Annotated in this window: 23 protein-coding genes and 1 riboswitch; of the genes, 21 read left to right on the top strand and 2 right to left on the bottom strand. The window is 38.4% G+C overall.

The features are described 5' to 3' along the window. The first annotated feature begins 14 nt into the window (after positions 1-14). The 15 genes from IGL23_RS05410 to IGL23_RS05480 all read left to right on the top strand — a co-directional run bounded on the left by IGL23_RS05410 (position 15) and on the right by IGL23_RS05480 (position 15,366). A complete protein-coding gene (locus tag IGL23_RS05410) occupies positions 15-383 on the top strand; it encodes a hypothetical protein (protein WP_430619679.1) in 369 nt (122 codons plus the stop codon). Beyond that, positions 373-3,306, top strand: a complete 2,934-nt coding sequence (locus IGL23_RS05415; protein ID WP_033594958.1) for a phage tail protein — start codon at positions 373-375, stop codon at positions 3,304-3,306. Before IGL23_RS05410 ends, IGL23_RS05415 begins: the two co-directional genes overlap by 11 nt. 1 nt (position 3,307) lies before the next feature. After that, complete coding sequence (locus tag IGL23_RS05420) at positions 3,308-4,234, top strand: distal tail protein Dit (protein WP_002365553.1); 927 nt, start codon at positions 3,308-3,310, stop codon at positions 4,232-4,234. A gap of 12 nt (positions 4,235-4,246) precedes the next feature. Continuing rightward, the gene (locus tag IGL23_RS05425) at positions 4,247-5,704 is read left to right on the top strand and encodes a phage tail protein (protein WP_033594956.1); all 1,458 of its coding nucleotides are present in this window, start codon (positions 4,247-4,249) and stop codon (positions 5,702-5,704) included. A 32-nt stretch (positions 5,705-5,736) separates the two neighbouring features. Further along, positions 5,737-7,506, top strand: a complete 1,770-nt coding sequence (locus IGL23_RS05430) for a hypothetical protein (protein ID WP_033594955.1) — start codon at positions 5,737-5,739, stop codon at positions 7,504-7,506. Between the two features lie 23 nt (positions 7,507-7,529). Beyond that, positions 7,530-7,925, top strand: a complete 396-nt coding sequence (locus IGL23_RS05435) for a phage holin family protein (RefSeq protein ID WP_002357842.1) — start codon at positions 7,530-7,532, stop codon at positions 7,923-7,925. Between the two features lie 118 nt (positions 7,926-8,043). After that, positions 8,044-9,168 carry an SH3 domain-containing protein gene (locus IGL23_RS05440; RefSeq protein ID WP_033594953.1) on the top strand — a complete coding sequence of 375 codons (1,125 nt, stop codon included), beginning with the start codon at positions 8,044-8,046 and terminating at the stop codon, positions 9,166-9,168. Between the two features lie 153 nt (positions 9,169-9,321). Next, positions 9,322-10,242: a tRNA pseudouridine(55) synthase TruB gene (truB, locus tag IGL23_RS05445; RefSeq protein WP_002360476.1), complete on the top strand. Its 921-nt coding sequence runs from the start codon at positions 9,322-9,324 to the stop codon at positions 10,240-10,242. 25 nt (positions 10,243-10,267) lie between these two features. Next, entirely contained in the window at positions 10,268-11,218 is a 951-nt protein-coding gene (gene ribF, locus IGL23_RS05450; protein ID WP_002363808.1) for a riboflavin biosynthesis protein RibF, read from the top strand. Continuing rightward, on the top strand, positions 11,218-11,814 hold the full coding sequence (locus tag IGL23_RS05455; protein ID WP_033594952.1) for a GNAT family N-acetyltransferase: 597 nt from the start codon (positions 11,218-11,220) through the stop codon (positions 11,812-11,814). The genes ribF and IGL23_RS05455 overlap by 1 nt, the downstream gene beginning before the upstream one ends. 149 nt (positions 11,815-11,963) lie before the next feature. Next, positions 11,964-12,287, top strand: a complete 324-nt coding sequence (locus IGL23_RS05460; RefSeq protein WP_002357837.1) for a PadR family transcriptional regulator — start codon at positions 11,964-11,966, stop codon at positions 12,285-12,287. A gap of 3 nt (positions 12,288-12,290) precedes the next feature. Next, complete coding sequence (locus IGL23_RS05465; protein ID WP_033594950.1) at positions 12,291-12,632, top strand: DUF1048 domain-containing protein; 342 nt, start codon at positions 12,291-12,293, stop codon at positions 12,630-12,632. Positions 12,633-12,657: 25 nt separating this feature from the next. Beyond that, a complete protein-coding gene (locus IGL23_RS05470; protein ID WP_033594948.1) occupies positions 12,658-12,918 on the top strand; it encodes a DUF2087 domain-containing protein in 261 nt (86 codons plus the stop codon). Between the two features lie 158 nt (positions 12,919-13,076). Then, positions 13,077-14,252: an FtsW/RodA/SpoVE family cell cycle protein gene (locus IGL23_RS05475; RefSeq protein WP_033594946.1), complete on the top strand. Its 1,176-nt coding sequence runs from the start codon at positions 13,077-13,079 to the stop codon at positions 14,250-14,252. Continuing rightward, entirely contained in the window at positions 14,218-15,366 is a 1,149-nt protein-coding gene (locus tag IGL23_RS05480) for an FtsW/RodA/SpoVE family cell cycle protein (protein ID WP_002357833.1), read from the top strand. The genes IGL23_RS05475 and IGL23_RS05480 overlap by 35 nt, the downstream gene beginning before the upstream one ends. Positions 15,367-15,427: 61 nt before the next feature. Here the strand turns inward: IGL23_RS05480 and IGL23_RS05485 are convergent, their stop codons facing one another. Together IGL23_RS05485 and IGL23_RS05490 are read right to left on the bottom strand one after the other, a co-directional pair. Beyond that, entirely contained in the window at positions 15,428-16,315 is an 888-nt protein-coding gene (locus tag IGL23_RS05485; RefSeq protein WP_033594944.1) for a LysR family transcriptional regulator, read from the bottom strand. A gap of 23 nt (positions 16,316-16,338) precedes the next feature. Continuing rightward, positions 16,339-17,214, bottom strand: a complete 876-nt coding sequence (locus IGL23_RS05490) for a LysR family transcriptional regulator (protein ID WP_002382245.1) — start codon at positions 17,212-17,214, stop codon at positions 16,339-16,341. Positions 17,215-17,466: 252 nt separating this feature from the next. Beyond that, a riboswitch (M-box (ykoK) riboswitch) is annotated at positions 17,467-17,637 on the top strand. Between the two features lie 113 nt (positions 17,638-17,750). Between IGL23_RS05490 and mgtA the strand changes: the two genes are divergently transcribed. The 6 genes from mgtA to IGL23_RS05520 all read left to right on the top strand — a co-directional run bounded on the left by mgtA (position 17,751) and on the right by IGL23_RS05520 (position 25,792). Further along, positions 17,751-20,411: a magnesium-translocating P-type ATPase gene (gene mgtA / locus IGL23_RS05495; protein ID WP_033594942.1), complete on the top strand. Its 2,661-nt coding sequence runs from the start codon at positions 17,751-17,753 to the stop codon at positions 20,409-20,411. A 243-nt stretch (positions 20,412-20,654) separates the two neighbouring features. Next, the gene (hemW, locus tag IGL23_RS05500) at positions 20,655-21,803 is read left to right on the top strand and encodes a radical SAM family heme chaperone HemW (protein WP_002357829.1); all 1,149 of its coding nucleotides are present in this window, start codon (positions 20,655-20,657) and stop codon (positions 21,801-21,803) included. A 225-nt stretch (positions 21,804-22,028) separates the two neighbouring features. Further along, a complete protein-coding gene (gene hrcA / locus IGL23_RS05505; protein ID WP_002357828.1) occupies positions 22,029-23,072 on the top strand; it encodes a heat-inducible transcriptional repressor HrcA in 1,044 nt (347 codons plus the stop codon). Between the two features lie 54 nt (positions 23,073-23,126). After that, a complete protein-coding gene (gene grpE, locus IGL23_RS05510; protein ID WP_002357827.1) occupies positions 23,127-23,666 on the top strand; it encodes a nucleotide exchange factor GrpE in 540 nt (179 codons plus the stop codon). A 59-nt stretch (positions 23,667-23,725) separates the two neighbouring features. Then, complete coding sequence (gene dnaK, locus IGL23_RS05515) at positions 23,726-25,555, top strand: molecular chaperone DnaK (RefSeq protein ID WP_002357825.1); 1,830 nt, start codon at positions 23,726-23,728, stop codon at positions 25,553-25,555. A 114-nt stretch (positions 25,556-25,669) separates the two neighbouring features. Continuing rightward, positions 25,670-25,792, top strand: a complete 123-nt coding sequence (locus IGL23_RS05520) for a hypothetical protein (protein WP_002357824.1) — start codon at positions 25,670-25,672, stop codon at positions 25,790-25,792. Positions 25,793-25,816 lie beyond the last annotated feature (24 nt).

The raw sequence follows: 25,816 nt of genomic DNA on the forward strand, positions 1-25,816 counted from the left end.
AAACGAGCGATGACGTGTATCACGACATCGCTCTTTCTGCTTTTCGCTACTTAGGCTGTCGTTCATTTGAAGAAGTGAATCGGATGACCATGTCTGAATTTGAATTACGAATGATTGCTTTTAATTTAGCAGAAGTAGATGAAGAGCGGAAAAGGCACGAGCTTGCCTACTTAAATGTTAAAGCGCAAGCGACAAACAAAAAAGGAAAACCCGTTTTTGAAAGCTTTAAAAGTTTTTATGATTATGAAAAACGAGTTGCTGAAGTTCTGGCAGCTAACCAGCCACAACGAACAAAATTAAATGAGCGGAAAAAAACGCAACTTGCCACTGTGGCAGAGCGTCTACGCCGCTATCGAGAAGGGAGGAGAGCAGATGGAGAATGACAAAGAAAAAACGCCGTTATCGGAGGCAAAGAAAAGCCTTGCAGGCGTCCAACAAGCATTAAAAAGTATGAGCGGTGAGTATGCCTTATTAAGTGGATATTTAGGGAAAATTAGTGCGGGTGTCAATCAGTCAGCCACGGTCATGAACACATTTAAAACCGTCATGCAACAATCTGGAGAAACAGTGAAAAAAACAGGAGACGAAACAGCAAAGGCAGCAGATCAAATGAACACAGCGTTAACAGATTCTGCTGAACAAGCCGGTGAAGCAGCTAAAAAAGCGGGGAAAGAAACCTCTGATGGCTTTACTAATGCACAAAATAATATGCTGAGCTTTGGGACGGCCATGACTAGTGCCGTTTCCTTACCTATGCTGAACGTTTTAAAAACAGCTATGGGCGTCGGTGCTGGGGTCAGTGGCGAATTTCAAGGAATGCAAGGACTGATTATGGCCAGTGCAGGAGGGATTTCTGATTCATTGCAAGGCGAGTTGCAAGGGGCATTGACTCAGATGAATCAATCATTTGAAGCGGCGGCACAAGTGATTCAAAGCGTGATGGCTCCAGGAATGGAAATTTTGGTTCAAGTGGTTATCACAGTCGTCAAAGGCATTACAGCTTTGGTGAATTTATTTATCAAATTACCAAAACCCGTCCAAGTTTTTATTGTTGCCATTATGGGCATTTTAGCCGCCATTGGGCCCATGTTGATTATGGTAACGATGGCTCAGCAAAAATTTCAACAGTTTAGTGATGGTTTGGTTCTTGTAAAAGGAAACATTGGGAAGTTAGGTGGTGGCTTATCAAAACTAAGTGCTAGTTTTAGTGCCTTAAGTGGAGGACCATTAATTTTAATTGTAGCAGCCGTTTTAGCAGCGGTAGCAGCGTTTGTTTATTTCTATAAAACCAATGAAACATTTAGAAATAGTATCAATAGCTTAGCTAGTGCCATTCAAGGAGCTGTTTCAGCGGCGTTTGGCAAATTGGTAGGATTGCTACAACAGATCCAGCCGGCCTTTCAGCAAGTAATGGCAGTTTTTAAACAATTTTTTGCAGTAGGCTTAGAGAAAATGGCGACTATTTTTTTAACAATTGGTCGTGTGCTAGCAGGCGTTTTTGCCAGCGGTTTGCAATTAGGTAGTAACTTATTAGGGCAATTTGGTGGCACCTTTGACAAAGCTGGTTTAGCGGTTGGTCTTTTGGTAAAAGTTCTGACAAAGGTTGCACTGGCTGCATTAGGAATTTCCGGGCCGTTTGGTCTAATTATTTCCTTGATTGTTTCATTCGTGACGGCCTGGATGAAAACCGGTGATTTGAGTGCGGGTGGTATTACCCAAGTCTTTGATAATTTAGGTAACACGATTACATCGGTTACAACAATGCTGGCAGCTAATCTACCGAAAGTTATACAACTTTTTACAACCGTCTTAACCAGTATTCTCGGGAAAATAACAGAAGCTATTCCAAGCATCGTAACCGCGTTATCTAGTTTAATTACGTTAATTGTTGGTGCGATCGTTGCCAATTTGCCAGTCTTAATTGAAGCGGCAACACAAATTATTACTACGTTGATTCAGGGGATTACAACAGTCTTACCAATGTTGATAGAAGTTGGTTTGAGCTTATTAATGACTTTAGTTAATGCGATTGTCACCGCCTTGCCAACAATTACAACTGCAGCGATTAATATCATCACTACATTAGTGACAGCGTTTGTCACAGCGTTACCAATGCTAGTTACAGTAGGTGTTTCAATTATCACGGCCTTAGTTAATGCATTTGTTACTATGTTACCGTTGATTTTGACTGCTGGTTTACAAATTTTGATGGCATTAATCACTGGGATTATGACGATTTTACCTCAGTTAATTCAATCAGCGCTGACGATTATTCTAGCGTTAGTGACTGCGTTGGTAGGTGCCTTGCCACAGATTATCAGCGCAGGTGTCAAATTGTTAATGGCGTTAATTCAAGGGATTATTTCGATTTTACCAACCTTAGTTGCGGCAGCTATTACCTTAATTTTGACATTGGTAAATGCCTTAATTGGTGCCTTGCCACAAATCATCAGCGCAGGTGTCAAATTGCTAATAGCTTTGATCCAAGGGATTATTTCAATTTTACCGCAACTGGTTACTGCAGCAATTACGCTAATTACCGCTTTAATGGGTGCGTTAATCAATGCGTTGCCACAGTTGTTAAGTGCTGGGATTCAACTGATTCAAGCCTTAATTAATGGTGTACTCAGTCTATTGGGTGCCTTGCTGTCCGCAGCAGGAACATTAATCTCACAAATGATCACGAAGATTGGTTCTTATTTTGGTCAACTGTTAGCTTCGGGCGGACAGTTAGTTGAAAATATCAAAAATGGGGTTACCAATGCAGCCGATCAGGTAAAAAATGCCATTGGTTCTGTAATTGAAGGTGCTTGGCAAGCAATCCAAGGTTGGTTTTCAAAATTCACCGATGCAGGTGCGAATATTGTCGGTATGATTGCTGATGGAATTACAGGCGCAATTGGAAAAGCCAAAGAAGCAATCGATGGGGTCGTCAGTAAAATTCGTAACTTTTTACCATTTTCACCAGCAAAAGAAGGTCCCTTATCTGATTTGCATAAATTGAATTTCGGCGGCACGATTGCCACGGGGATTTATGCAGGCGAAACAGCCGTTAGTAGAGCAATGGCTTCTATTTTAGACTTACCGCTGTTAAATGATTTTGCCTTGGACTTAGCTGGTCGAGGAAACTTCACAGCAACGATTGACCATCGTTTAGAAAATGATGCATACAATCGACCATTATTTGTGACAGTAGAGTCAACGTTAGATGGAAAAGTTGTCGCAGCTACTACGGCGCCTTATTTAGCAACAGAGTTACAACGACAACAAGTGAAACAAAATAACCGCTTAGGAAGGAGAGGATAACATGTATAAATTTGTTGATACCAATCAAGCAACTCATTCAACGCCTCTTCCTTCAGAAGCGTTGAATTTTAACGGCCAATTTTTAGAAAAAGTCATCCCTGGCTATCAAACATTATCAGTTTCAGGACGAGAATTAGTTCCAAGCGAAATTGAAAGCTATCAATTAGGGATTCGTGATGGCAAACGCCACGTTTATGCGCGGATTCCAGAACGAGAATTAACAGTCAAATATCGACTTTCAGCTGTGAATAATGAAGCGTTTCGAGATGCATTTAATCATTTAAATGTTGCTTTGTTTACGGAAAAAGACGTTTCTATTTGGTTTAACGATGAACCGGAAATGCTGTGGTTTGGCAGTAAGTCTTCAGTGAGTGATGTACCCGAAGGTGTTAACCAAGTAACAGGCACCTTTACTTTATTGCTTTCTGATCCGTATAAATACACACGGAGTGATGCGACTAGTGTGATGTGGGGTTCGCCAACCATTACATTTCAAGCGAATTACTTAATGGGGAATACAGGCTCAGGTGCAGTTGATTTTCCAATTTTAATTGAAGGCGGGGCTTATTGGGGATCAACCATGATTACCTTTCAAAATCGGGCCTACACGATGGGGGATTTAGGCAAAGAAGTTCGGCCAATTGAAATTTATCCTACGGTCGAAGGCTTAAAAGTCAAACCGACCATTATTTTAACAGGAACCGGACGTGGTGTTTGGATTAAAACACGGAACGATACAATTAACTTAGGAGACTTTGATCGTTCGGAAATTATCATTGATACTGAAAATTTTTATCTGACAAAAAATGGTGCACCGATGATTCGACCAATGAACGATTTTTATCTATATCCTAATGAACCGCTGTATATTCAAGCCAAAGATAGCGACTTCCGCTTGACGATTCGCTATCCTAACCGATTTGTGTAGGAGGGTGATTAAATGTTAATGGCGCTGGATTTGAAAAGAACATATACGGCAATTTTGGACAATGCCTATCAAGTCAGCTATGAAAAAATAGAGAACAAAATTGGCAGTTTAGATTTTACCATGCCGCTAGATGATCCTAAAAATGAATTTATTGCAGAAATGCAATGGGTGGAACTGACCGACAATGAGAATGAATATATTGGTTTATATCGCGTGATGCCAACCACAATTAAGAAAGATGCGAACAATAATCAAATTCACTACTCTGCCACAGAAGCATTATGTACCTTAGGTGATACTGTCCTTTTTGGTTGTCACGAAATTAAAAACAAAACAACGAAAGAGGCCATTCAATTTCTATTGAATAAACAAAAAACAAAGCATTGGGTCCTGAAAAAATGTGATTTTTCAAGGAAATTAACCTATAAATGGGAGAATGAAAATGGGCTAGTCGAGCCTTTATTTAGCATCCCAGCCGATTTCGAAGAGGAATATCTTTGGCAATGGAATACAGAGGTCTATCCTTTTGAACTTTCATTAGTCAAACCACCAACAGAACCAGTTGCGCGAATTCAAGAAGGTTACAATATGCAAGGATTTGAAATAGAACGTAATCCCAAGATGCTAATCAATCGGATTTATCCATTAGGTTCAGGCGAAGGTGTTAACAAAGTCAATATTTGCTCGGTCAATCAAGGGGTTCCGTATTTAGAGAACAAGGCCGCAATTGACCGCTATGGTTTATTGGAGTCAATTTGGGTGGAACAGCGTTTTTCTGATCCCAAGGCATTAAAGGAAAATGCTTTGCGAATGTTAGAAGAATGGACCAAGCCACAAGTTTCTTGGGTAGTGACTGCAGCTGATTTAATTAAATTAACAGATCAACCTTTAGCAATCGATCGTTTGCGGTTGGGCACGGTTATCATGATTAATACGAATGAGTTTGGGAGTGTCAACCTTCGTATCAAAAAAGAAAGTAAAAAAGATGTCTTTGGTACCCCCCAAGACATTCAGCTAGAGTTGGGAAATCTGCAAGAAACAATTCATAGTACCATGACAGCTTTCAGTCGGAAACAAGAGATTAGCGAAACTTACGCACAAGGGGCGACGACACTTTTAAATCGTTCAATACAAGGAGAACTTAGCAAGACACAGCCAGTGGAGCTGAATTTATACTTTGACGAGGACATTCTTTATATAAACACCGCAGAATTAACGTTCAAGGCAACTGCTAAAGGACCTTCGCATTCTGTAACGAACATTGATTTGGTAGTGGATGGCAAAAAATTACCCCAACTATCATTGCAACAACAACGGCTAAACATTTTGAGTTATTTACGAAAAACAACAGATGGAAAAATCGAACGCGGCAATCACACGCTTCAATTTTTCTCTCATCAGCTACTATGGTTGGATGCTTCGGTCATCTGTCGTGTGTATATTCAATCCCAATTGGGCGGTCAGTTTTAATAAAATAATGAAAATTAGAGGAGTGTGACGAAATGTCAGTAGAACATATTGAAGAATTAGATACCCTGAATCAAGGTCGCCTTAAAATCAATGCAATCTTGGATCAGTCGAATGCATCAGCTGAGAAAGTTGATGCTTACCAAGTCCAGTTAACGAATGGAATTTCTGAAGCGAAAAACATTGCAGATGAAGCTGGCAAAGAAGCCGTACAAATTGCCACCGATGCAGGCAATCAAGCAAATGAAACAGCCAACCAAGCGATGAACAATGCCAAAACAGCAATCACGATTGCAGGAAATGCAGTTTCAACGGCAAATAATAATAAACAAGAATTTGATACTTTGCGAAATGATTTCGATCAATTAGTAGCAGAAGCAGGTGATAGTAATCCAGAAATTGTCCAAGCACGCACAGATACACAAGGCATCAAACAAGCTACCTTAGCGAATCGTCTTCAAATTGATTTGAATGACCGTATGACAAAAGCAGATGGTATTTCTTTATTGGCTAAGCCAACCACTGTCAAATTGAAGTTAGACTTTAACGGTAAAACGGCCGGCAATACAGCCACCAATGCAAACAGTTATTCCACTGATTTTACGGCTAAAATTCTTAAGAAGCCAACAGACGTTTGGGAGGAAGTTTCCCAAGCGGACTACAATAAAATGGCCAGCCGTGATGATGAGGGTGTGAAAACAGGTTCCACCCAAAGTGGTGTAATTCCACAACAGTTAGCGGCCTTCAATCTCGTTGAAGCCGCTAAAAAATTAATTCCACAAATGTTTGAAACATTCACAACTGACGAGGCGGTGGCGTTTATTCGCCAGAACGTTCAATTTTTTACGATTAATCAACGTGTGAAAGCCGCTGCGCCCAATAATCAAACGATTAAAATCGCTACGTATTTACCAACTACGGATAATTGGGTAACTCAAATCCAAGAATCAGCAAAAGAGTTCGGCGATTTTTCAATTCAAATCAATGATCAGAATTTTATCACAGATGAAGGTTTCATTTATTTAATGAGCTATACAGATTCATCAAATGGGGTAACGCCAGCCAGCGTAGAAGTTGATTACGTGGGGCTTCATATTGGTCTGTCTGTTGATGCCCAAGCGGTTTTAGCGAAGAGTGGTTTTGTTCAAGCAGAGCAACTCAAGACCCATGTGGAAAATCAAGATAATCCGCACCAAGTAACCGCTGAACAAGTGGGGCTAGGCAATGTAGAAAATTATGGCTTCGCATCAGACAGCGAAGCAGTCGCGGGAACTTTAACGAGTAAATATATGCACCCGAAAAACGTTGCGGAAGCGATTAAAGGTCAAGCTGTGACACAAACAGGTGATCAAGAGATTGCTGGGGTGAAGAATTTTGTAACTATGCCAACCGTCAATGGTGTGCCTTTAGAATCCTCTAAAATGGCCATTTATGAAGCTAGTGGAGTCGGTGAAGTCGAGGCAAAATATCAGGCGGCCTTTAATAAGGATAATATGAAATTTGTATTAATTAGGGTAGGAAATCGTGTCGATGCATTTGTAAGATGTAATTTGAGTGATCCAACGAAATTGAATAATAATTTGGTTAAAGTGTTTACTGTTCCAACAGGATATACATTATCGACGAAGATTACAAAGGGAATATGGAATTTGGCGTTAACTGCTATGCAATATACATTCCCTCAACCGAATTGTGCTGGTTTATATGAGATGGGAAATCAAGGAATTCTTTTTGGTGCTAACCGTGCTGGAAATATTTACCTACAAGGAAGTTGGTACACGGACGATCCGTTTCCGACAAAATAACAAGCTAGTTTAGGAGACTTTTTATGGAACGTTATCTCAACACAATAACAATGCTTTTAAGCATTTTCGGTGGGATTGTCGTACGTTTATTAGGTGGATTAGATCAATTGTTGGATGTCTTCCTCTTTTTAATTATTGTCGATTTCATCACAGGTTGGATTAAGGCAATCGCCACAAAAGAATTGTCCAGTCGGATTGGTATGCTCGGAATTGCGAAAAAAGTGACGATGTTATTTGTGGTTGCCGTAGCGGTTCGTGTTGAAAAAGTTGTGGGGAACAATTTGCCAATTCGAGAAATGGTTCTGATTTTTTACATTGCGAACGAAGGACTTTCTTTTTTTGAAAACATTGCGACCTTTATTCCTATGCCGAAAAAGTTAAAAGAGTTATTTATTCAGTTAAAAAATAAAGATGATTAAGTAGAAGTGGTCGGGACAAACGTAGAACTTTCGGCTGATTGCCGAAGAAATTACTTCTGTCCCGCCATTTATCTGCAGGTTTAAGCCGTGAAAGGGAAGTTATTTTGACTTTCCTTTCATGGCTTTTTTTAGAAAGGAGTATGCTATGTTTAAAAAATTAATGATTCAACTTGCTTTAGTGATTGGCTTAAGTTTAACGATTCCGATGACGGCTTGCGCTTACACCATCGAAGCGGATCCAATCAACTTTACTTATTTTCCAGGCTCTGCAAGCAATGAATTAATTGTTTTACATGAATCAGGAAACGAGCGGAACCTAGGACCACACAGTTTAGACAATGAAGTGGCCTATATGAAACGAAATTGGTCAAATGCTTATGTCTCATATTTTGTCGGATCTGGTGGACGAGTGAAACAATTAGCTCCTGCTGGCCAAATTCAATATGGCGCAGGTTCTTTAGCTAATCAAAAAGCCTATGCGCAAATCGAATTGGCTCGAACGAATAATGCGGCGACGTTTAAAAAAGATTATGCTGCCTATGTTAATTTGGCCCGTGATTTGGCTCAAAACATTGGTGCTGATTTTTCGCTGGATGATGGAACAGGTTATGGAATAGTCACTCATGATTGGATTACAAAAAATTGGTGGGGAGATCATACAGATCCTTATGGTTATTTAGCGCGTTGGGGGATTAGTAAAGCGCAGTTGGCACAAGATTTACAAACGGGCGTTTCTGAAACAGGTGAGACTGTCATTATTCAGCCAGGTAAACCTAATGCGCCAAAATATCAAGTAGGACAAGCAATTCGTTTCACTTCAATCTATCCAACACCAGATGCTTTAATCAATGAACATCTATCAGCAGAGGCACTTTGGACACAAGTAGGAACAATTACAGCGAAATTACCCGACCGACAAAACCTTTACCGTATTGAAAATAGCGGACATTTGTTAGGCTATATGAACGATGGCGACATTGCTGAACTTTGGCGCCCGCAAAAGAAGAAATCATTTCTAATTGGTGTGGACGAAGGCATTGTTTTAAGAGCAGGACAACCTAGTCTGTCAGCACCCATTTATGGTATCTGGCCCAAAAATACTCGCTTTTATTACGATGCGTTTTATATTGCAGATGGGTATGTTTTTATTGGTGGGACAGACACAACAGGCGCGAGAATTTATTTGCCAATCGGACCAAACGATGGCAACGCACAGAATACATGGGGATCATTTGCTAGCTAAAAAAAGCCACAAACTCTGCTTTTATCAGAGTTTGTGGCTTTTTTTGCATTTAGCAGAGATTTTGCCAAAGGGAATAAGCAACGGAGACTGCGAAGCTAGGTACTTTTATGCTATAATGACAAAGTTAGTATTATCGGAACTGGAGGAACTATAATGGACGGCATTTTACCGTTATGGAAAGAACGTGGCATGACAAGTCATGACTGCGTATTTAAATTGAGAAAAATTTTACATACCAAAAAAATTGGTCATGGTGGTACGCTAGATCCGGATGTCGAAGGGGTCTTACCCATCTGCGTTGGCAAAGGAACGAAAGTGATTGAATACATGGTAGATTCTGGCAAAACCTATGAAGGTGAAATTACACTTGGATTTGCTACGACAACCGAAGATGTTAGTGGCGAAATTGTTGAAAAAAAACCAGTTACAACACCTCTGTCAACTGAACAAATTGATCAAGCAATGGCCGAAATGACAGGTGAAATCACACAAATCCCACCGATGTTTTCTGCGGTGAAAGTCAATGGTAAACGTTTATATGAATATGCGCGGAATGGGGAAGAAGTTGAACGGCCCCAACGAAAAGCTACGATTTATTCATTTGAACGTACTAGTGAACCAATTTTTAACGAATCCGCTCAAACACAAAGTTGGCGGTTTAAAGTGGTCTGTGGCAAAGGAACCTATGTGCGGACACTATCCGTGGATACTGGCAAAAAATTAGGCTATCCTGCCCATATGTCGGATTTAACGAGAACGGCAAGTGGCGGTTTGCAAGCTGCGCAATGCTTAACGTTAGAAGAAGTAGCCAAACAAATGGCTGCTGAAACAATCGATCAATGCCTGTTGCCCATTGAGACAGCAGTAGAACAATTCCCACGAATTGATTTATCAGATGAATTGTATCAAAAAGTAAAAAATGGCATGCGTTTGCACAAAAAAGAACTAGGAATAAAGGCAATGCCAGAATCCTTAGTTGCCTTATTTTACCAAAATCAAGTGGTTAGTTTATACATGCCACACCCAACGCATGATAAATTATTGAAACCAAGTAAAGTTCTACGGAACAATTAAATAAAAAAGAAGGAAGTTTTTGCACATGCAAGTTATTCAACTACATCATCCCTATGAACCCAATCAAATTCCTAATGAAGAAGTCGTGATGGTCCTAGGCTTCTTTGACGGTGTTCACAAAGGCCACCAAAAAGTAATTGAAACAGGTAAAAAGATTGCTGAGGAAAAAGGCTTGAAGTTAGCTGTGATGACCTTCAACCAACACCCATCAATCGTTTTTCAAAAAGTTTTACCAGAAAATATGAAATATTTAACTAGCTTGGAACAAAAAGAACGCCTAATGGCCAACTTGGGCGTTGATATTTTATATATTGTCGAATTTACTTCAGCGTTTGCTCAATTAAAACCGCAAGATTTTGTCGATCAGTATATCGTTAATTTAAATAGTGCAGTGGCAGTCTCTGGGTTTGATTATACGTATGGTCCTAAAGAAATCGCTGGAGTCAAACAGTTACCAACTTATGCGCAAGGCCGTTTTGAAGTGGTGACAGTACCAAAAGAAGAAATGACTGGTGCCAAAATTAGCTCAACAAGAATTCGCGAAAAAATGGAAGCCGGCGAAATGGAGGAGGTCACGGAGTTGTTAGGATATATTTATGAAACAGAAGGAACAGTTGTCCATGGCGATGCTCGTGGCCGTTTATTGGGTTTCCCGACCGCTAATGTCAAAGTGAAAAGCACCGTGCGCTTACCAAGAATTGGCGTCTATGCTGTGCAAATCGAAGTTGGTGGCAAATGGTATGTCGGCATGGGCTCAATTGGTCATAATGACACCTTTGGAGAAGGACGCGATTTAACCGTGGAAGTCTATATTTTGGACTTCCATCAAGACATCTATGGCGAACAAGTGGTGGTTCGTTGGAATCATTATTTACGTGACCAAGTGAAATTCAATGGGGCTGAAGCCTTGATCGACCAATTAAAACAAGATGAACGAGATACGGCTGACTATTTCCAACAATCTGAGGACAAATAATGAAGATTCATCAAGAAAAACCTGCAGAGTATCAAGCTGTAGAGCGTTTAACATATCAAGCGTTCAAGGAATTAAACTTGACCGAAAACTGGCGTCCCACAGAGCATTTTATCGTGCATTTATTAAGAGAAAGTGCCGACTTTATTCCGGAGTTGTCCTTAGTCTCAGAAACTGATCAAGGAAAATTAACGGGTCATATTATGTCTTCAAAAGCCAAACTACGATTACCTGATCATACAGAAAAGGCTGTTTTGACCGTTGGGCCGCTAAGTGTCCATCCAGAAGCACAGAACACGGGCGTAGGCTCAGCGTTAATTAAGCATTCTGTGCAGAAGGCCAAAGAATTAGGCATCGGCGGATTGATTATCCTGGGCCATCCAACTTACTATACGAAGTTCGGTTTTGTTCCAGCGACTACTTTTCAGATTACGTTACCGGAAAAAGAAACATCAGAAGCATTATTGGCTTTGGAATTACTGCCAGGTTATTTTGGCACAAGTGGTGGGGAGTGGCATTTTTCAACATGCTTTGCTTATCCAGAAACACACCCTGCAGAATTAGAAGCCTTTGAAGCAGAACTCGGAATAAATGAATAAAGAATAATAAGACGCGACAACTACTAGTTAAGTACTGGTGGTTGTCGCGTCTTTACTACTTTTTATTACAAAGTAGTTGACAGAACCGGTACTCAGTATTATTATGTAGTGGTACATAGTACTAAAGAGTAGTTTAGGGAGGAAAAGCAGTGAAGCAGACAGAGTTGCTAAAAGGCATTTTAGAAGGTTTAGTTTTAGCCATCATCCAAAGGAAAGAAACATATGGTTATGAAATTACAAAAATTTTAAATGACCAAGGGTTTACTGAAATTGTTGAAGGAACCGTTTATACGATTTTACTGCGTTTAGAAAAAAATCAATGGGTTATAGCTGAAAAAAAGCCTTCAGAAAAAGGACCAATGCGGAAGTTCTATCGCTTAACCTCATCAGGAGAAGCAGAACTCGCTGATTTTTGGCAGCGGTGGACGTTGCTTTCAAAACAAGTAAACAAGATGAAAAAAATGGAGGGATAGAGCATGTCAGATTTTAAAGCGTTGATCAAAAAAGTTGTGGGGGATAAAAAAGAGTACAAAGAATATAAACGACGGATTGCAGCATTACCAGCAGAGTATCGACAAGTATTTCAAGAAATTGATAAATATGCATGGCATTTTTCAGATCATAGCGGAGCCAATATGTTCAATGCGTTGACTGATTTACTTGATTTGTTTGAAGAAGGAGCTGCTAACGGAACACCTATCAAAAATATTACGGGAGAAAAAGTAGGTGATTTTGCTGAAACAATTGTCAATGAAGTCGCTGGCAAATGGACCGATAAACAGAAAGAAAAACTGAATCATCAATTTTCTAAACAATAGTCAAAACAAAAAAAGGAGAATAAACATGGTTGAAAATCTTTTTAAAGAAGGAAAGTTGCTGGTTATTCCCAAGAAAAATGCGAAAAAAGTCCAAGTGTTTCAACGTGTGGCCAACCAATTTGAATTTGGGAAAGAATATACGGAAAAAGAAGTCAATCAGCGACTTAGAGAAATCTATGAAGATTATGCACTTTTGAGACGGTATTTAGTAGATTATCAGTATTTAGAAAGAGATAAGTTTGGAAAAATTTATCAGAAATGTGAGCAACACACAAAAATTATATAAATGTCTTTTTTTAAAAGTAGCGAAACTAGGTGAAATGAACCAAGTCTAGCTACTTTTTGTTATGTAAGCTTAGTAATAGTTCTATAAAAAACTCTCTATTTGTTTTCTAACTCAGACTGGTAAGATTGATTTAATTAGAAAAAGATAGAGGTGAGAGAATGAATCTACGTACTTTAGGTCTAACAAAAATTCTTTTGACCTTTATTATATTAAGTATTATTGGCGCGTTAATGATTTATAGCGCCAGTAGCTATGAGTTGCTGATGCAAGGCGTGAAGCCCACTGCTGTGTTTATTAAACAAGGTATTATTATGTGTCTCAGCTGGGTGCTAATGTTCGTGATCTACAAAGTTCGACTAGAAGTGTTATTTAATAAGAAAATTGCGATTGGACTGCTTTTAGTTTCGGTACTATTACTGTTAATGGTTCGACTACCTTTTTTTGGTGTAGCAGCGAATGGCGCACAACGTTGGATTTCTCTCTTTGGAATCCAATTTCAGCCATCAGAGCTTTGTAATTTTGCGATTATTTATTACTTGAGTTGTTATTTAGGTGAAAAAGAAAATGGCTTGACAACGAAGCAGTTAAGGAAACAATGGCTGTTTGTTTTGGTCGTTGCATTTTTAGTTTTGATCCAACCCAAAGTTGGCGGGGCCATTCTTATTTTAGTTATTGGCAGTGTCTTGATTTTCTCAGCAAGTATTCATGCAAAATTTAGTGTAATTGCTGCGGGGATTGTCGTTGCTAGCGCGGCGCTTCTTTCTAAAATAATTATTTTTCTAGGGGATCACCGCTACTTACCACATTTTTTTGCGCATGTGTATGACCGCTTAGTTGTTTTGAAAAATCCGTTTTTATCCTTTCATGATCGCGGATTTCAGCCTTCAATGGCCTATTTAGCGATGTATAACGGTGGGTTTTGGGGCACTGGACTAGCCAATGGTATGGTAAAAAAAGGTGGCTTGCCAGAAGGTCAAACCGATTTTATTTTTGCGGTGATTGTGGAAGAACTTGGTTTGATTGGCGGCTTACTATTGCTATTTCTTTTGTTATTTTTAGCGGCCTCGATTTTGCGGAGTAGTTGTGTAATAAAAAATCATTGTTACGGCTTGTTTTTGTTAGGGGTCGGGACCTTGATTTTAGCTCAAACGGCGATTAACATTGGTGGCGTTTTGGGTTTGATTCCAATGACGGGAATTCCTTTACCGTTTGTTAGTTACGGTGGAACAAGTTATTTAATCTTTTCAGTGGCATTAGGAATCGTCATTAAAATTATTGCAAACGAAAGGCGGCAGTTAAATGGTCAATACAAAAAAATTCAACTTACATCTTAATTATGATTTATTATTGCCCATTTTTTTACTCACACTTTTATCTTCTGGTGTGCAATATTGGATTGCCGTTAATGAAGGAAAAGACGGAACTGTGCCAGCATTAAAACAACTCTTCTTTATTTTTGTTGGCTATGCAGGCATGTTTTTAGCTAGTCGGCTGTCACAGAAGTTTATTTGGAAAGTAGCTCCTTTTTTCTATGGGTTTTCATTAATCTTAATGAGTGCTTTGTATTTTTCTTATGACAAAGGAATGTATTTATTGACGGGCACAAAGCGCTGGTTAGATTTAGGGTTTATTAAATTTCAGCCATCAGAAATTGCGAAAATTGCGTTTATTTTAATGTTGGCAAAAATTATTGTCCAACATGAGCAACAAGACTGGTCTGATAAATGGCGTTCAGACAAGCAACTTCTAAAAAAAATCGTTGCGGTTAGTGTCCCTGTTTTTTTCTTGATGGCGGTACAAAAAGATTTTGGGACATCCCTTGTTTTCGTAACGATTATTCTATCTCTTTTAGTTATTTCAGGAATTGATCGCAAAATTTTAATCATTATTTTCAGCGCTTTAGCAACGTTAGGCGTGGTCTTGATTCTGTTAGTCTTTACAGAGTGGGGGCACAAAGTACTCTTCTTTTTACATTTTAAACAATATCAATTGGATCGAATTTTAGCATGGATTCATCCCTATGATTATGTCGATAAAATCTCCTATCAACAAGTGCAAGGCTTATTGGCAATCGGTTCGGGTGGTTTATTTGGCAAGGGTGTGCATGGGATTGAAGTGTATGTCCCTGTTCGTGAGTCTGATATGGTTTTTACTTTTATCGGGGAAGCCTGGGGCTTTGTGGGCAGTGCCACCGTTGTTTTTCTCTATTTTTACTTGTTTTATCAAGTTTTAGTAGCTGGCTTGCGGAGCAATTCGCGTTTTTGTATGTACATCTGTGTTGCCCTCATTTTTTCGCTGGTCTTTCAAACGGTGGAGAATATCGGTGCGGTGATTGGACTGTTGCCGTTAAAAGGTATTCCGCTTCCGTTTTTAAGTCAAGGAGGCACTTCGTTAGTGATGGCTATCACTTCTTTAGGATTTGTCAAAGGAAGAGAAGCCGCTACCTGAAAACACAAATAAAAACCAAGACTGGAACTCGCTTGCCGACAAGCTCTAGTCTTGGTTTTTACTATTGAAATTGTTTTTGGCATTCAGCCAAAAGTTGTTGAAGTTGTCGACTCATGTAACGTTCTTTTAAATAATAAACTGCCATGTTTCGTTTAGGTAGTTCTTGGTAAGTTAGTGTATGAATCGAATTGTCTAAAAGTTGAATATTTGTGTATTCGGGGACAATAGCGAAACTATCGGAATGAGACACCAAGTGAGTAATAAGTGAAAGAGTATCCACTTGAATGACTTTCTCTGGAGAAAAATTAGAAAACGTAGTATCTAGCCAATTGGTTAATTTGTTTTGCTCGGAAAATTCGGTATTTAAACGGACGAAGGGGTACATTGTTAGTTCTTTTAAAATTTCTTCCGTCGTAGCTTTTGCCAAAGCTGGATGATCGTTTCTTAAAATGAATTGATAATTTGCTGTAAATAAATCAATTTTACCAATATGTTCAGGTAATGGTAAGTCAGCAAAGGAAATACCAAAATCTGCATCCATTGTTTCCAAGGATTGAAGAATATCTTCTGTAATAATGGTGTGGACTTGTAAGTTGGATGAACGATCCGTTAATGTTGTCATTAGTAAGTCATTCAATTTATATTCTAAATCACAGAGATAAGTGGCCACATAAATATGGTTGGAAGAATGATTAATTTCTTTTAGCTCTTCTTCAATTGAGACCAACTCATTGGTGATGCGCCAACAATATTTTTCTAAAATTAATCCAGCTGGTGTTAAGGTGGTAGTTTGACCTTGGCGATTAAAAAGTTCAGCGCCTAACGTTGCTTCAAGAATTTTTATTTGCTTACTTAATGCAGCTTGAGAAATTGCTAAATTTTCGGCTGCTTTAGTAAATTGTTTCACTTTGCATAACTCTAAAAAATAATGTAAACGAAATAGTTCCATGGGAATTCCTCCTTTTTCTATTCCTAGAATAAATAACGTAATTGTTCAAATAAATAACGGTGTGCTTCACAATGTCCGTGATGATTATTCTGAACTAAATAGATGGCTCGTTCTGGACTATCTTCCAGAGGAATACCAACTAAGTTACGTCTGTTTAGTTCATCAGTGAGTGAATAGGGAAGAATGCTACAGGCTTTTTCTCGTTGGACCATGTCTAAGACTAAATGAAGAGAAGGAAGTTCGATGACGATTTGCCGATTTTCCCAATTGATTTTACGTTCCCAACGTTTAAACACTTTTTTTTCATATACTTGATCGGAATATGCAGCAAAAGGTAAAGAACGAATTTCGTCAATCGTTACGCTATCGGCATGGGCTAAAGGATGATTTTTATTGACACAAAGGAGATAGCTTTCTGTATAAATTAATTCTTTCTCTAATGGAATCGAGGTATCCAAAAATATCCCAATCCCAATGTCAATTAAATCTGTTTCCAAGGCTGTTTCAAGATCGTAATAATACTTAAAATCAATACTTACATACGGATAGGATTGATTAAATAACAACAAGACTTCTCCAAATGCTTTATCTATATCAATTAAGTTTGTTCCAATCCGAATGGTCGTTGTCGATCCTTGGGTCACTAATTCATTAATCTCTTCTTGCGCTTCCTTAATGAGTGCAAAAATCATTTCTGTTCGCTTGGCGACGACTTCGCCTGCTGGAGAAAGCCGACAATGTTTCTTGTCTCTTAAAATTAATGAAGCACCTAATTCACGTTCCAACTCCTTGAGCTGGGTACTTAAATAAGGTTGACTCGTATGGAGCTTTTGAGAAGCTAAAGTAAAACTCGCATACTTTGAAACTGCCATAAAATATTCTAGTTGTTGTAATTTCATTTTCCTCACCGCCGTTTCTTTAACTATACAAAAAATAGCAGAAGAAAAGCTTCTCGACAAGGCTATCTGACGGTCTTTAGATTAATTTAACCAGTTATGATTCTATGAATAAATACGAATCATACCAGAAAACCATAGTAAATAAGCGGATTATTTTTCTTTTTGTTACTGAATGGACAAAAAGTTATCTACTAAAAACTTTTTCTATATCGTTATTTTTTCAAGGAAGAATTATACTTGCTGTTGTAATTAAATAAGATTTGTTAGGTGAGGCTCCTATACAAACATAGGCTACTGCCCAAAAATGTCGAGAGACGCCAATGGGTAGAACAGGAACTGTCGAATGAAGGCTTTTCTTAAGGTAGCTAAAAGCAATCGCTTTTTACGTTGTATAGTGCTAAAGCTCAACGATAAGAACGATTATTCTTTGACACGTTGAGTTTTCAGCGTGTCTTTTTTTGTGGAAAGGGTGAGGAAAATGGAAGATGAACCGATCGTCAATTCAAGTCAACAACAGATAAATGAGGTGAAAGAAAATGGAAAAGAAAATGCGTCACTTGGGCCATGACTATAGTTACAAAAAGTTTGCCCATTCAGAAGTAGAAAAAGTTTTACAACGTTTCGGCTCAACTTGGGATGGCATTAAACACCAAGATATTGAAGAATTACAAGAACGTTATGGCCGCAACAAAATTATGAATGAAAAAAAAGCTTCACGGCTGCGACTTTTTATAAAATCGTATATCACGCCGTTTACTTTGGTGTTATTAGCACTAGCCACGATTTCATTTTTTACAGAATATGTCTATGCTGCGCCAGAGGAAAAAGATGTGACTGGCGTGTTAATTATGTTAGCGATGGTCATCTTAAGCGGCACGATGAGTTTTGTACAATCAGTCAAATCAAGCAATGCAGTTGAAAAATTACAAAATATGATTAAAGTTACAGCGACAGTCATTCGTGACAAGAAGCAAATGGAAATTCCTATTGAGGAAGTTGTGTGTGGCGACTTAGTCCAACTATCCGCTGGCGATATGATTCCAGCCGATTTACGTTTAATCCAATCTAAGGACTTATTTGTTTCCCAATCATCCTTGACTGGAGAGAGTTTTCCCATTGAAAAACACGCGACTCATCAAAAAGATAGTGATCAAATTGATACAGAATACGACAATCTTTTGTTTTTAGGAACAAATGTAATTAGTGGCACTGGTTTGGGCATTGTCATTAAAGTTGGTAATCAAACTTTATTCGGACGGATGGCTTCTGATAACGGAGAAGAGCAGCAGCAGACGAGTTTTGAAACAGGAATTAATAAAACAACGTGGGTGTTGATTCGCTTTATGTTGGTCATTACGCCAACTGTTTTTCTAATTAATGGGTTAACAAAAGGCGATTGGGTGGAAGCGTTAATGTTTGCGATTGCCACAGCTGTCGGCTTGACACCAGAAATGTTACCTATGATTGTAACAACCAATTTAGTCAAAGGTTCTCGAGAAATGGCTAAAGAAGGCACGATTATGAAAAATGTCAATGCCATTCAAAATTTTGGCGGGATGGATGTACTTTGTACGGATAAAACAGGTACCTTAACACAAGATAAAGTAATTTTAGAATACCACTATAATATTGGGTGCCAAGAAGATCAAAAAGTCTTGGATTTAGCATTTCTAAACAGTTATTTTCAAACAGGTTTGCGTAATTTAATGGATAACGCCGTTATTCAAGCGGCGACGCAAGAAAGTGATATACAATCAGATGATTTTTATAAAGTAGATGAAATTCCTTTCGATTTCAATCGACGTCGAATGAGCGTGATTATCAAAGAGTTTAAAACGCGAGAAACACGCTTAATTACCAAAGGTGCGGTTGAAGAAATGCTCTTGGTCTGCACACAGGTACTTTTAGATGGCGAAATTGTGCCTTTAACAGAGACGCTGCGTCAAAAAATTACCAAAGACGTTGAAGCTTTAAATCGAGATGGTTTGCGCGTTCTAGCAATTGCCGATAAAAAAGTCGAAGCGGCTGAATGGGAGTATACAACTAAAGATGAATCAGAGTTGATTTTACAAGGCTATCTTGCCTTCTTGGATCCGCCAAAAGAAACAGCAGCGGCAGCTATTCAAGCCTTGCATCAACATAATGTAGCTGTGAAAGTATTAACGGGGGACAATCAGTATGTGACGCATTCTGTTTGTAAAGAAGTTGGTCTGGCTGGCGAAAAAATTATTACAGGAAATGAACTTCAACAATTAAACCAAGAAGAATTAAGAAAAACCGTTCAAGCGTATAATATTTTCGCCAAAATTACGCCTGACCAAAAAGTTCGTATTGTAAATGCGTTAACTGAAAATGGTCAAACTGTTGGCTTTTTAGGTGATGGAATAAATGATGCTGGAGCAATGCGTGCTGCTGATGTAGGAATCTCTGTTGATACAGCTGTCGATGTGGCGAAAGAATCGGCGGATGTAATTTTATTGAGAAAAGATTTAATGGTTTTGGAAAAAGGAATTTTATCTGGACGGCGTGTGTTTACGAACACGATGAAGTACGTCAAATTAACAGCAAGTTCTAATTTTGGCAATGTTTTTTCCGTGATCCCAGCAAGTATCTTTTTACCATTTTTACCGATTGCTCCGATTCAATCGCTATTATTAAATCTAATTTACGATACTTCGTGTATGTCAGTTCCTTGGGACAAAGTAGATGAAGAATACGTAGAAAAACCAAAAAAATGGGAACCAAAATCAATTGGTAATTTTATGCGTTGGTTTGGTCCAACGAGTTCTATTTTTGATATTGTTACCTATTTATTTATGTATTTCATTGTGTGTCCGGCTATCCTAGGTGGCTCATTCTTTGAATTAAATGGAGCAGATCAATTGCTCTTTATCGGTATTTTCCATGCAGGGTGGTTCATTGAGTCCTTATGGTCCCAAATGCTCGTCTTGCATTTCCTACGAACAGAAAAAATGCCTTTCCTTCAAAGTAGTGCTTCTGGAATTATGACGTTAGTCACTACAGCAGGGATTGTTCTCGGAACTGTATTACCTTTTACCGCTTTCGGTGCAGAACTAGGATTTGTCGGTTTATCACCAAGCTATTTCTTGTATTTAATCCCGACAATTGTTGCTTATTTAGCACTGGTTGCGTTCATTAAAGTTTTATACGTCAAACGTTACGGTCAATTACTGTAACTGATTTGTACTATTATATATAGAAAAATTTTTTTACTTTTCTTTCAAGGTTGAGGAGGTGTCGGTTTTTATGACAGCTCCTCGTTGTTGTTTTAAGTGGCTGCGCGAATTTTTTTATGGATTTATTTGTCATTTACAGTTAGTATGGCTAGTAGAGACTTTCCAAAAAGAACGAGCTTTTTGGTAATAAGGAGATAAAACGAGCTAATGACCAAAACAAACCAACTTTCAACTTCAACGCCGATGTTCGATCGGTCGGCCTATATTCATATTCCATTTTGTGAGCATATTTGTTATTATTGCGATTTTAACAAGGTCTTTTTAGAAGGACAACCAGTTGATGAATATATTCAGAGTTTATTAAAAGAAATTCAACTTACGCAAGCATTGTATCCAGAACAAGAAATGAAAACCATCTATATTGGCGGAGGCACGCCAACTTCATTATCAGCGAAACAGTTAGATGTGCTACTAAAAGGGGTTCGCGAACAGCTAACGTTTGATGACCGAAATGAATTTACGGTGGAAGCAAACCCTGGTGATTTAACCCAAGAAAAATTACAAGTCATGAAAAACTATGGCGTCAATCGTCTTTCGATGGGCGTTCAGACATTTGATGATCGTTTGCTCAAAAAAATCGGTCGCAAGCACACCGCTGCAGATGTTTATGAAACAATGAAATTTTTAGAGAAAGAAAATTTTACCAATGTCAGTATTGACTTAATCTATGCTTTACCTGGACAAACATTGGAAAGTTTTCGCGATACTTTGACAAGAGCCTTAGCATTGGACTTGCCGCACTATTCGCTTTATTCATTAATTCTTGAAAATAAAACAATGTTCATGAACTGGGTTCGTCAAGGACGGTTACAGCTGCCTGAAGAAGAAATCGAAGCACAGATGTTTGACGAAACGATTGAAGCAATGGAGAAAAAAGGACGTCACCAATATGAAGTTAGTAATTTTGCTTTAACAGGAAAAGAAAGCCAGCATAATCTGGCTTATTGGAATAATGACCACTACTATGGATTTGGCGCAGGTGCCAGCGGCTATCTTGGGCAAACTCGTTACAAAAATCACGGTCCAATCCAACATTATTTGAAACCCTTACGAGAAAATCAATTGCCAATTGTGGAGACCGAAGAATTAACTCGTCTAAATCAAATAGAAGAGGAGTTATTTTTAGGCTTACGTAAAAAAGTAGGCATTTCTAAACAAAAATTCCAACAAAAATTTCATGAACCAATTGAAGCAATTTATGGAGAGGTCATTCAACGCTTAATCAAAGAAGAATTATTAATTGAAGAAGCAGATATCTTACGTTTAACGAAAAAAGGACTATTTGTGGGGAATAATGTTTTTGAAGCATTTTTGTTAAGTGAAAAAGAGTAAAAAAATAAAAAAATCATCGAAGTGTGACAAAGCATTTCGATGATTTTTTTATTACAAAAGTTGGTATTGATGGTTTTTGAAGGTGGTGTGCAGCGATTAGCACTCTTGTGTGAAGAGTGCTAAAAAGTTGCGTATTTCCCTTGACAAAAAGGTAAGGACTTGTTATATTAGTATATGTAGTTAGCACTTAGATGTTAAGAGTGCTAATGAAGGGTGGTAATAACGATGATTACAGAAAGACAACAAAATATCTTGAGACTTATCATCCAAAATTACACGAACACGGGCTTACCTGTCGGTTCTAAGAAATTGATGGAGGATGGCATTGCCTCTAGTTCTGCCACAATTCGTAATGATATGAAAGCATTAGAAGAATACGGCTTATTAGCTAAGACCCATTCTTCTTCAGGGCGAATCCCCTCAATGGCTGGTTATCGTTACTACGTGGATCATCTTTTACAACCAACACAAGTAGAAGAGAACGAACTTAGAAGAATCCGTCAATCTTTTGGAAAAGAATTTCATGAGATTAATGATATTATTCGACAATCAGCTGAAATTCTATCAGAATTGACAAGTTATACTGCTTTTTCATTAGGACCTGAAGTGAAAGAACGGAAATTAACCGGCTTTCGAATGGTTCCTTTGAATGATCGGCAAGTCCTTGCTATTATAGTGACAGATAAAGGCAATGTTGAAAACCAAGTATTTGCCATTCCTGCCGCTGTTTCTAGCCAAGATCTTGAAAAAATGACACAAATCATCAATGATAAGTTGGTTGGACAACCTTTGTTGACCGTTTATCATCGTTTGCGGACGGAGATTCCGATGATTTTACATCGCTATTTCCAAACGCCAGAAGGAATGATGAACTTATTCGATGAGATGTTAGGACATGCCTTTGAAGAAAAAGTCTTTGTCGGTGGTCGCATGAATTTGTTAGATTTTGGCATCAAACAAGATATTGAACAATTGAAATCTGTCTATTCCTTTATGCAAAATTCTGATGAGCTGACGCATTTATTAAATGGTTCTGCAACAACAGAAAATCCAATTGTTTTTCGTATCGGCTCAGAAATTGGCAACAATCTCTTAGAAGATATGAGCATGATCACTGCTACGTATGAAGTATCAGGACATGGCAAAGGAACAATTGCCCTGCTAGGACCAACCAGTATGCCGTATTCAAAAATATTCGGTTTGGTAGACACGTTTCGACATGAGCTAGCTTCACAACTAGGTGACTATTACCGTTTTTTAGGTAATTAAGCAAACCTTGTTAGGATAAGAAGTAGATGCATAAAGAGAAAGGAAGTTGCTGAAGTGAGTAAAAAAGAAGAGAAGCAAGAAGAATTACAAGAAGAAATGGAAGCTGTTGATGCTGCTGGCGTTTCTGAAGTAGAAGTTGAAGCAACAGAGATTGAAAATCTTAAAGCAGAGCTTTCCGAAATGGAAGACAAGTTCTTGCGGGCAAGAGCCGAAATTGCTAATATGAGCAATCGAAATAAAAACGAACGAGAATTATTAGTTCGTTACCGCTCACAAGATTTAGGTAAAAAGATTTTACCATCCATTGATAATTTAGAACGAGCAATGGCTATTGAAGTATCAGATGAACAAGGCGAAAGCTTGAAAAAAGGTATTTCGATGGTGCTAGAAAGTATTACTGTGGCTTTAAAAGAAGAAGGAATTGAAGAAATCCCAGCAATGGGTGAAACCTTTGATCCAAATTTACATCAAGCCGTTCAAACAGTCCCTGCTTCTGAAGAAACCCCAGCAGATACCATTGTTGAAGTTCTACAAAAAGGGTACAAATTACAAGATCGTGTGTTACGACCATCAATGGTCATTGTTGCACAATAACAAACGTTAATTAAAAATATATTATTATAGAAAACTAATACAGATTGGAGATATTCACTATGAGTAAAATTATTGGTATTGACTTAGGAACAACAAACTCAGCTGTCGCAGTACTAGAAGGCGGCGAAGCAAAAATTATTGCAAACCCAGAAGGTAACCGCACAACTCCTTCGGTCGTTTCATTCAAAAACGGTGAAATTCAAGTGGGCGAAGTAGCAAAACGTCAAGCTGTTACAAATCCTAACACGATTTCATCTATTAAACGTCACATGGGTGAAGCTGGCTACAAAGTTGATGTTGAAGGAAAATCATATACACCACAAGAAGTTTCTGCAATGATCTTACAATATTTAAAAGGTTTTGCTGAAGACTATTTAGGTGAAAAAGTTGAAAAAGCAGTTATTACAGTTCCTGCATATTTCAACGATGCGCAACGTCAAGCAACAAAAGATGCTGGTAAAATTGCTGGTTTAGAAGTAGAACGGATCGTTAACGAACCAACAGCAGCAGCTTTAGCTTATGGCTTAGATAAAACAGACAAAGATGAAAAAATTCTTGTCTTTGACCTTGGTGGTGGTACATTCGACGTGTCAATCCTTGAATTAGGCGATGGCGTTTTCGATGTATTATCAACAGCCGGTGATAACAACCTAGGTGGGGATGACTTTGATAATAAAATCATTGACTACATGGTTGCAGAATTTAAAAAAGAAAATGGCATTGACTTAGCTAACGATAAAATGGCGTTACAACGTTTGAAAGATGCTGCTGAAAAAGCGAAAAAAGACTTATCAGGCGTAACAAGCACACAAATCAGCTTGCCATTTATTACTGCTGGCGAAGCAGGACCATTGCACTTAGAAATGAACTTAACTCGTGCAAAATTTGATGAATTAACAAGTGATTTAGTTGAACGTACAAAAGTACCAGTACGTCAAGCCTTGAAAGATGCTGGATTAAATCCTTCTGAAATCGATGAAGTTATTTTAGTTGGTGGTTCAACACGTATTCCAGCTGTAGTTGAAGCTGTTCGCAAAGAAACAAACAAAGAACCAAACAAATCAGTTAACCCTGACGAAGTAGTAGCAATGGGTGCTGCAATCCAAGGTGGCGTAATCACTGGTGATGTTAAAGACGTTGTCTTATTAGACGTAACACCGTTGTCATTAGGGATTGAAACAATGGGTGGCGTATTTACAAAATTAATTGATCGTAACACTACGATTCCAACAAGTAAATCACAAGTCTTCTCAACTGCTGCTGACAATCAACCAGCTGTTGATATTCACGTTTTACAAGGTGAACGTCCAATGGCCGCTGATAATAAAACATTAGGTCGTTTCCAATTAACAGATATTCCTGCGGCTCCTCGTGGTGTGCCACAAATTGAAGTAAGCTTTGACATTGATAAAAACGGGATTGTAAATGTTCGTGCGAAAGACTTAGGCACTCAAAAAGAACAAACAATCACGATTAAATCTTCTTCAGGTTTATCTGATGATGAAATCGAACGTATGGTGAAAGATGCTGAAGCAAACGCTGAAGCAGATAAACAACGTAAAGAAGAAGTTGACTTACGTAACGATGCAGATGCTTTATTGTTCACTGTTGATAAAACATTGAAAGAATTAGAAGGCAAAGTAGACGCTGAAGAAGTGAAAAAAGCAGAAGATGCGCGTGATGAATTAAAAGCAGCGATCGAAGCAAACGATATCGAACAAATGAAAGCAAAACGTGATTCATTGAATGAAATCGTCCAAAACTTAACAGTAAAACTTTACGAACAAGCTGCGCAACAACAAGCACAAGAAAATCCTGAAGCTGCTCAAGGTGGCGCTGATGATGTTGTTGATGCTGATTTTGAAGAAGTAAATGGTGATGACAAATAATCAATAACAATTGATTTTAGGGACTGGATCATTAGTACAATGACTAATGTCCCAGTCCCTTGTCTTTTGTGAGAAAATCAACCACAATCAAGTTAGCAAGAAACTATTTAGGTTTTGAAAGAACTGTGGTATGATTACAACGATGTTAAACAAGCTGAAAATACCTATTCACAGCTAGTAACACTGATTCAAGGTGTGACAGATAATCCAACCAGAGAGACCGAAAGCAATCGATGAATTTGGCTGGTTCTAAACACATTG

Origin of the sequence: Enterococcus sp. MSG3299 (assembly GCF_050555765.1) — a bacterium.
In the GTDB taxonomy this organism is placed as follows: domain Bacteria; phylum Bacillota; class Bacilli; order Lactobacillales; family Enterococcaceae; genus Enterococcus; species Enterococcus faecalis.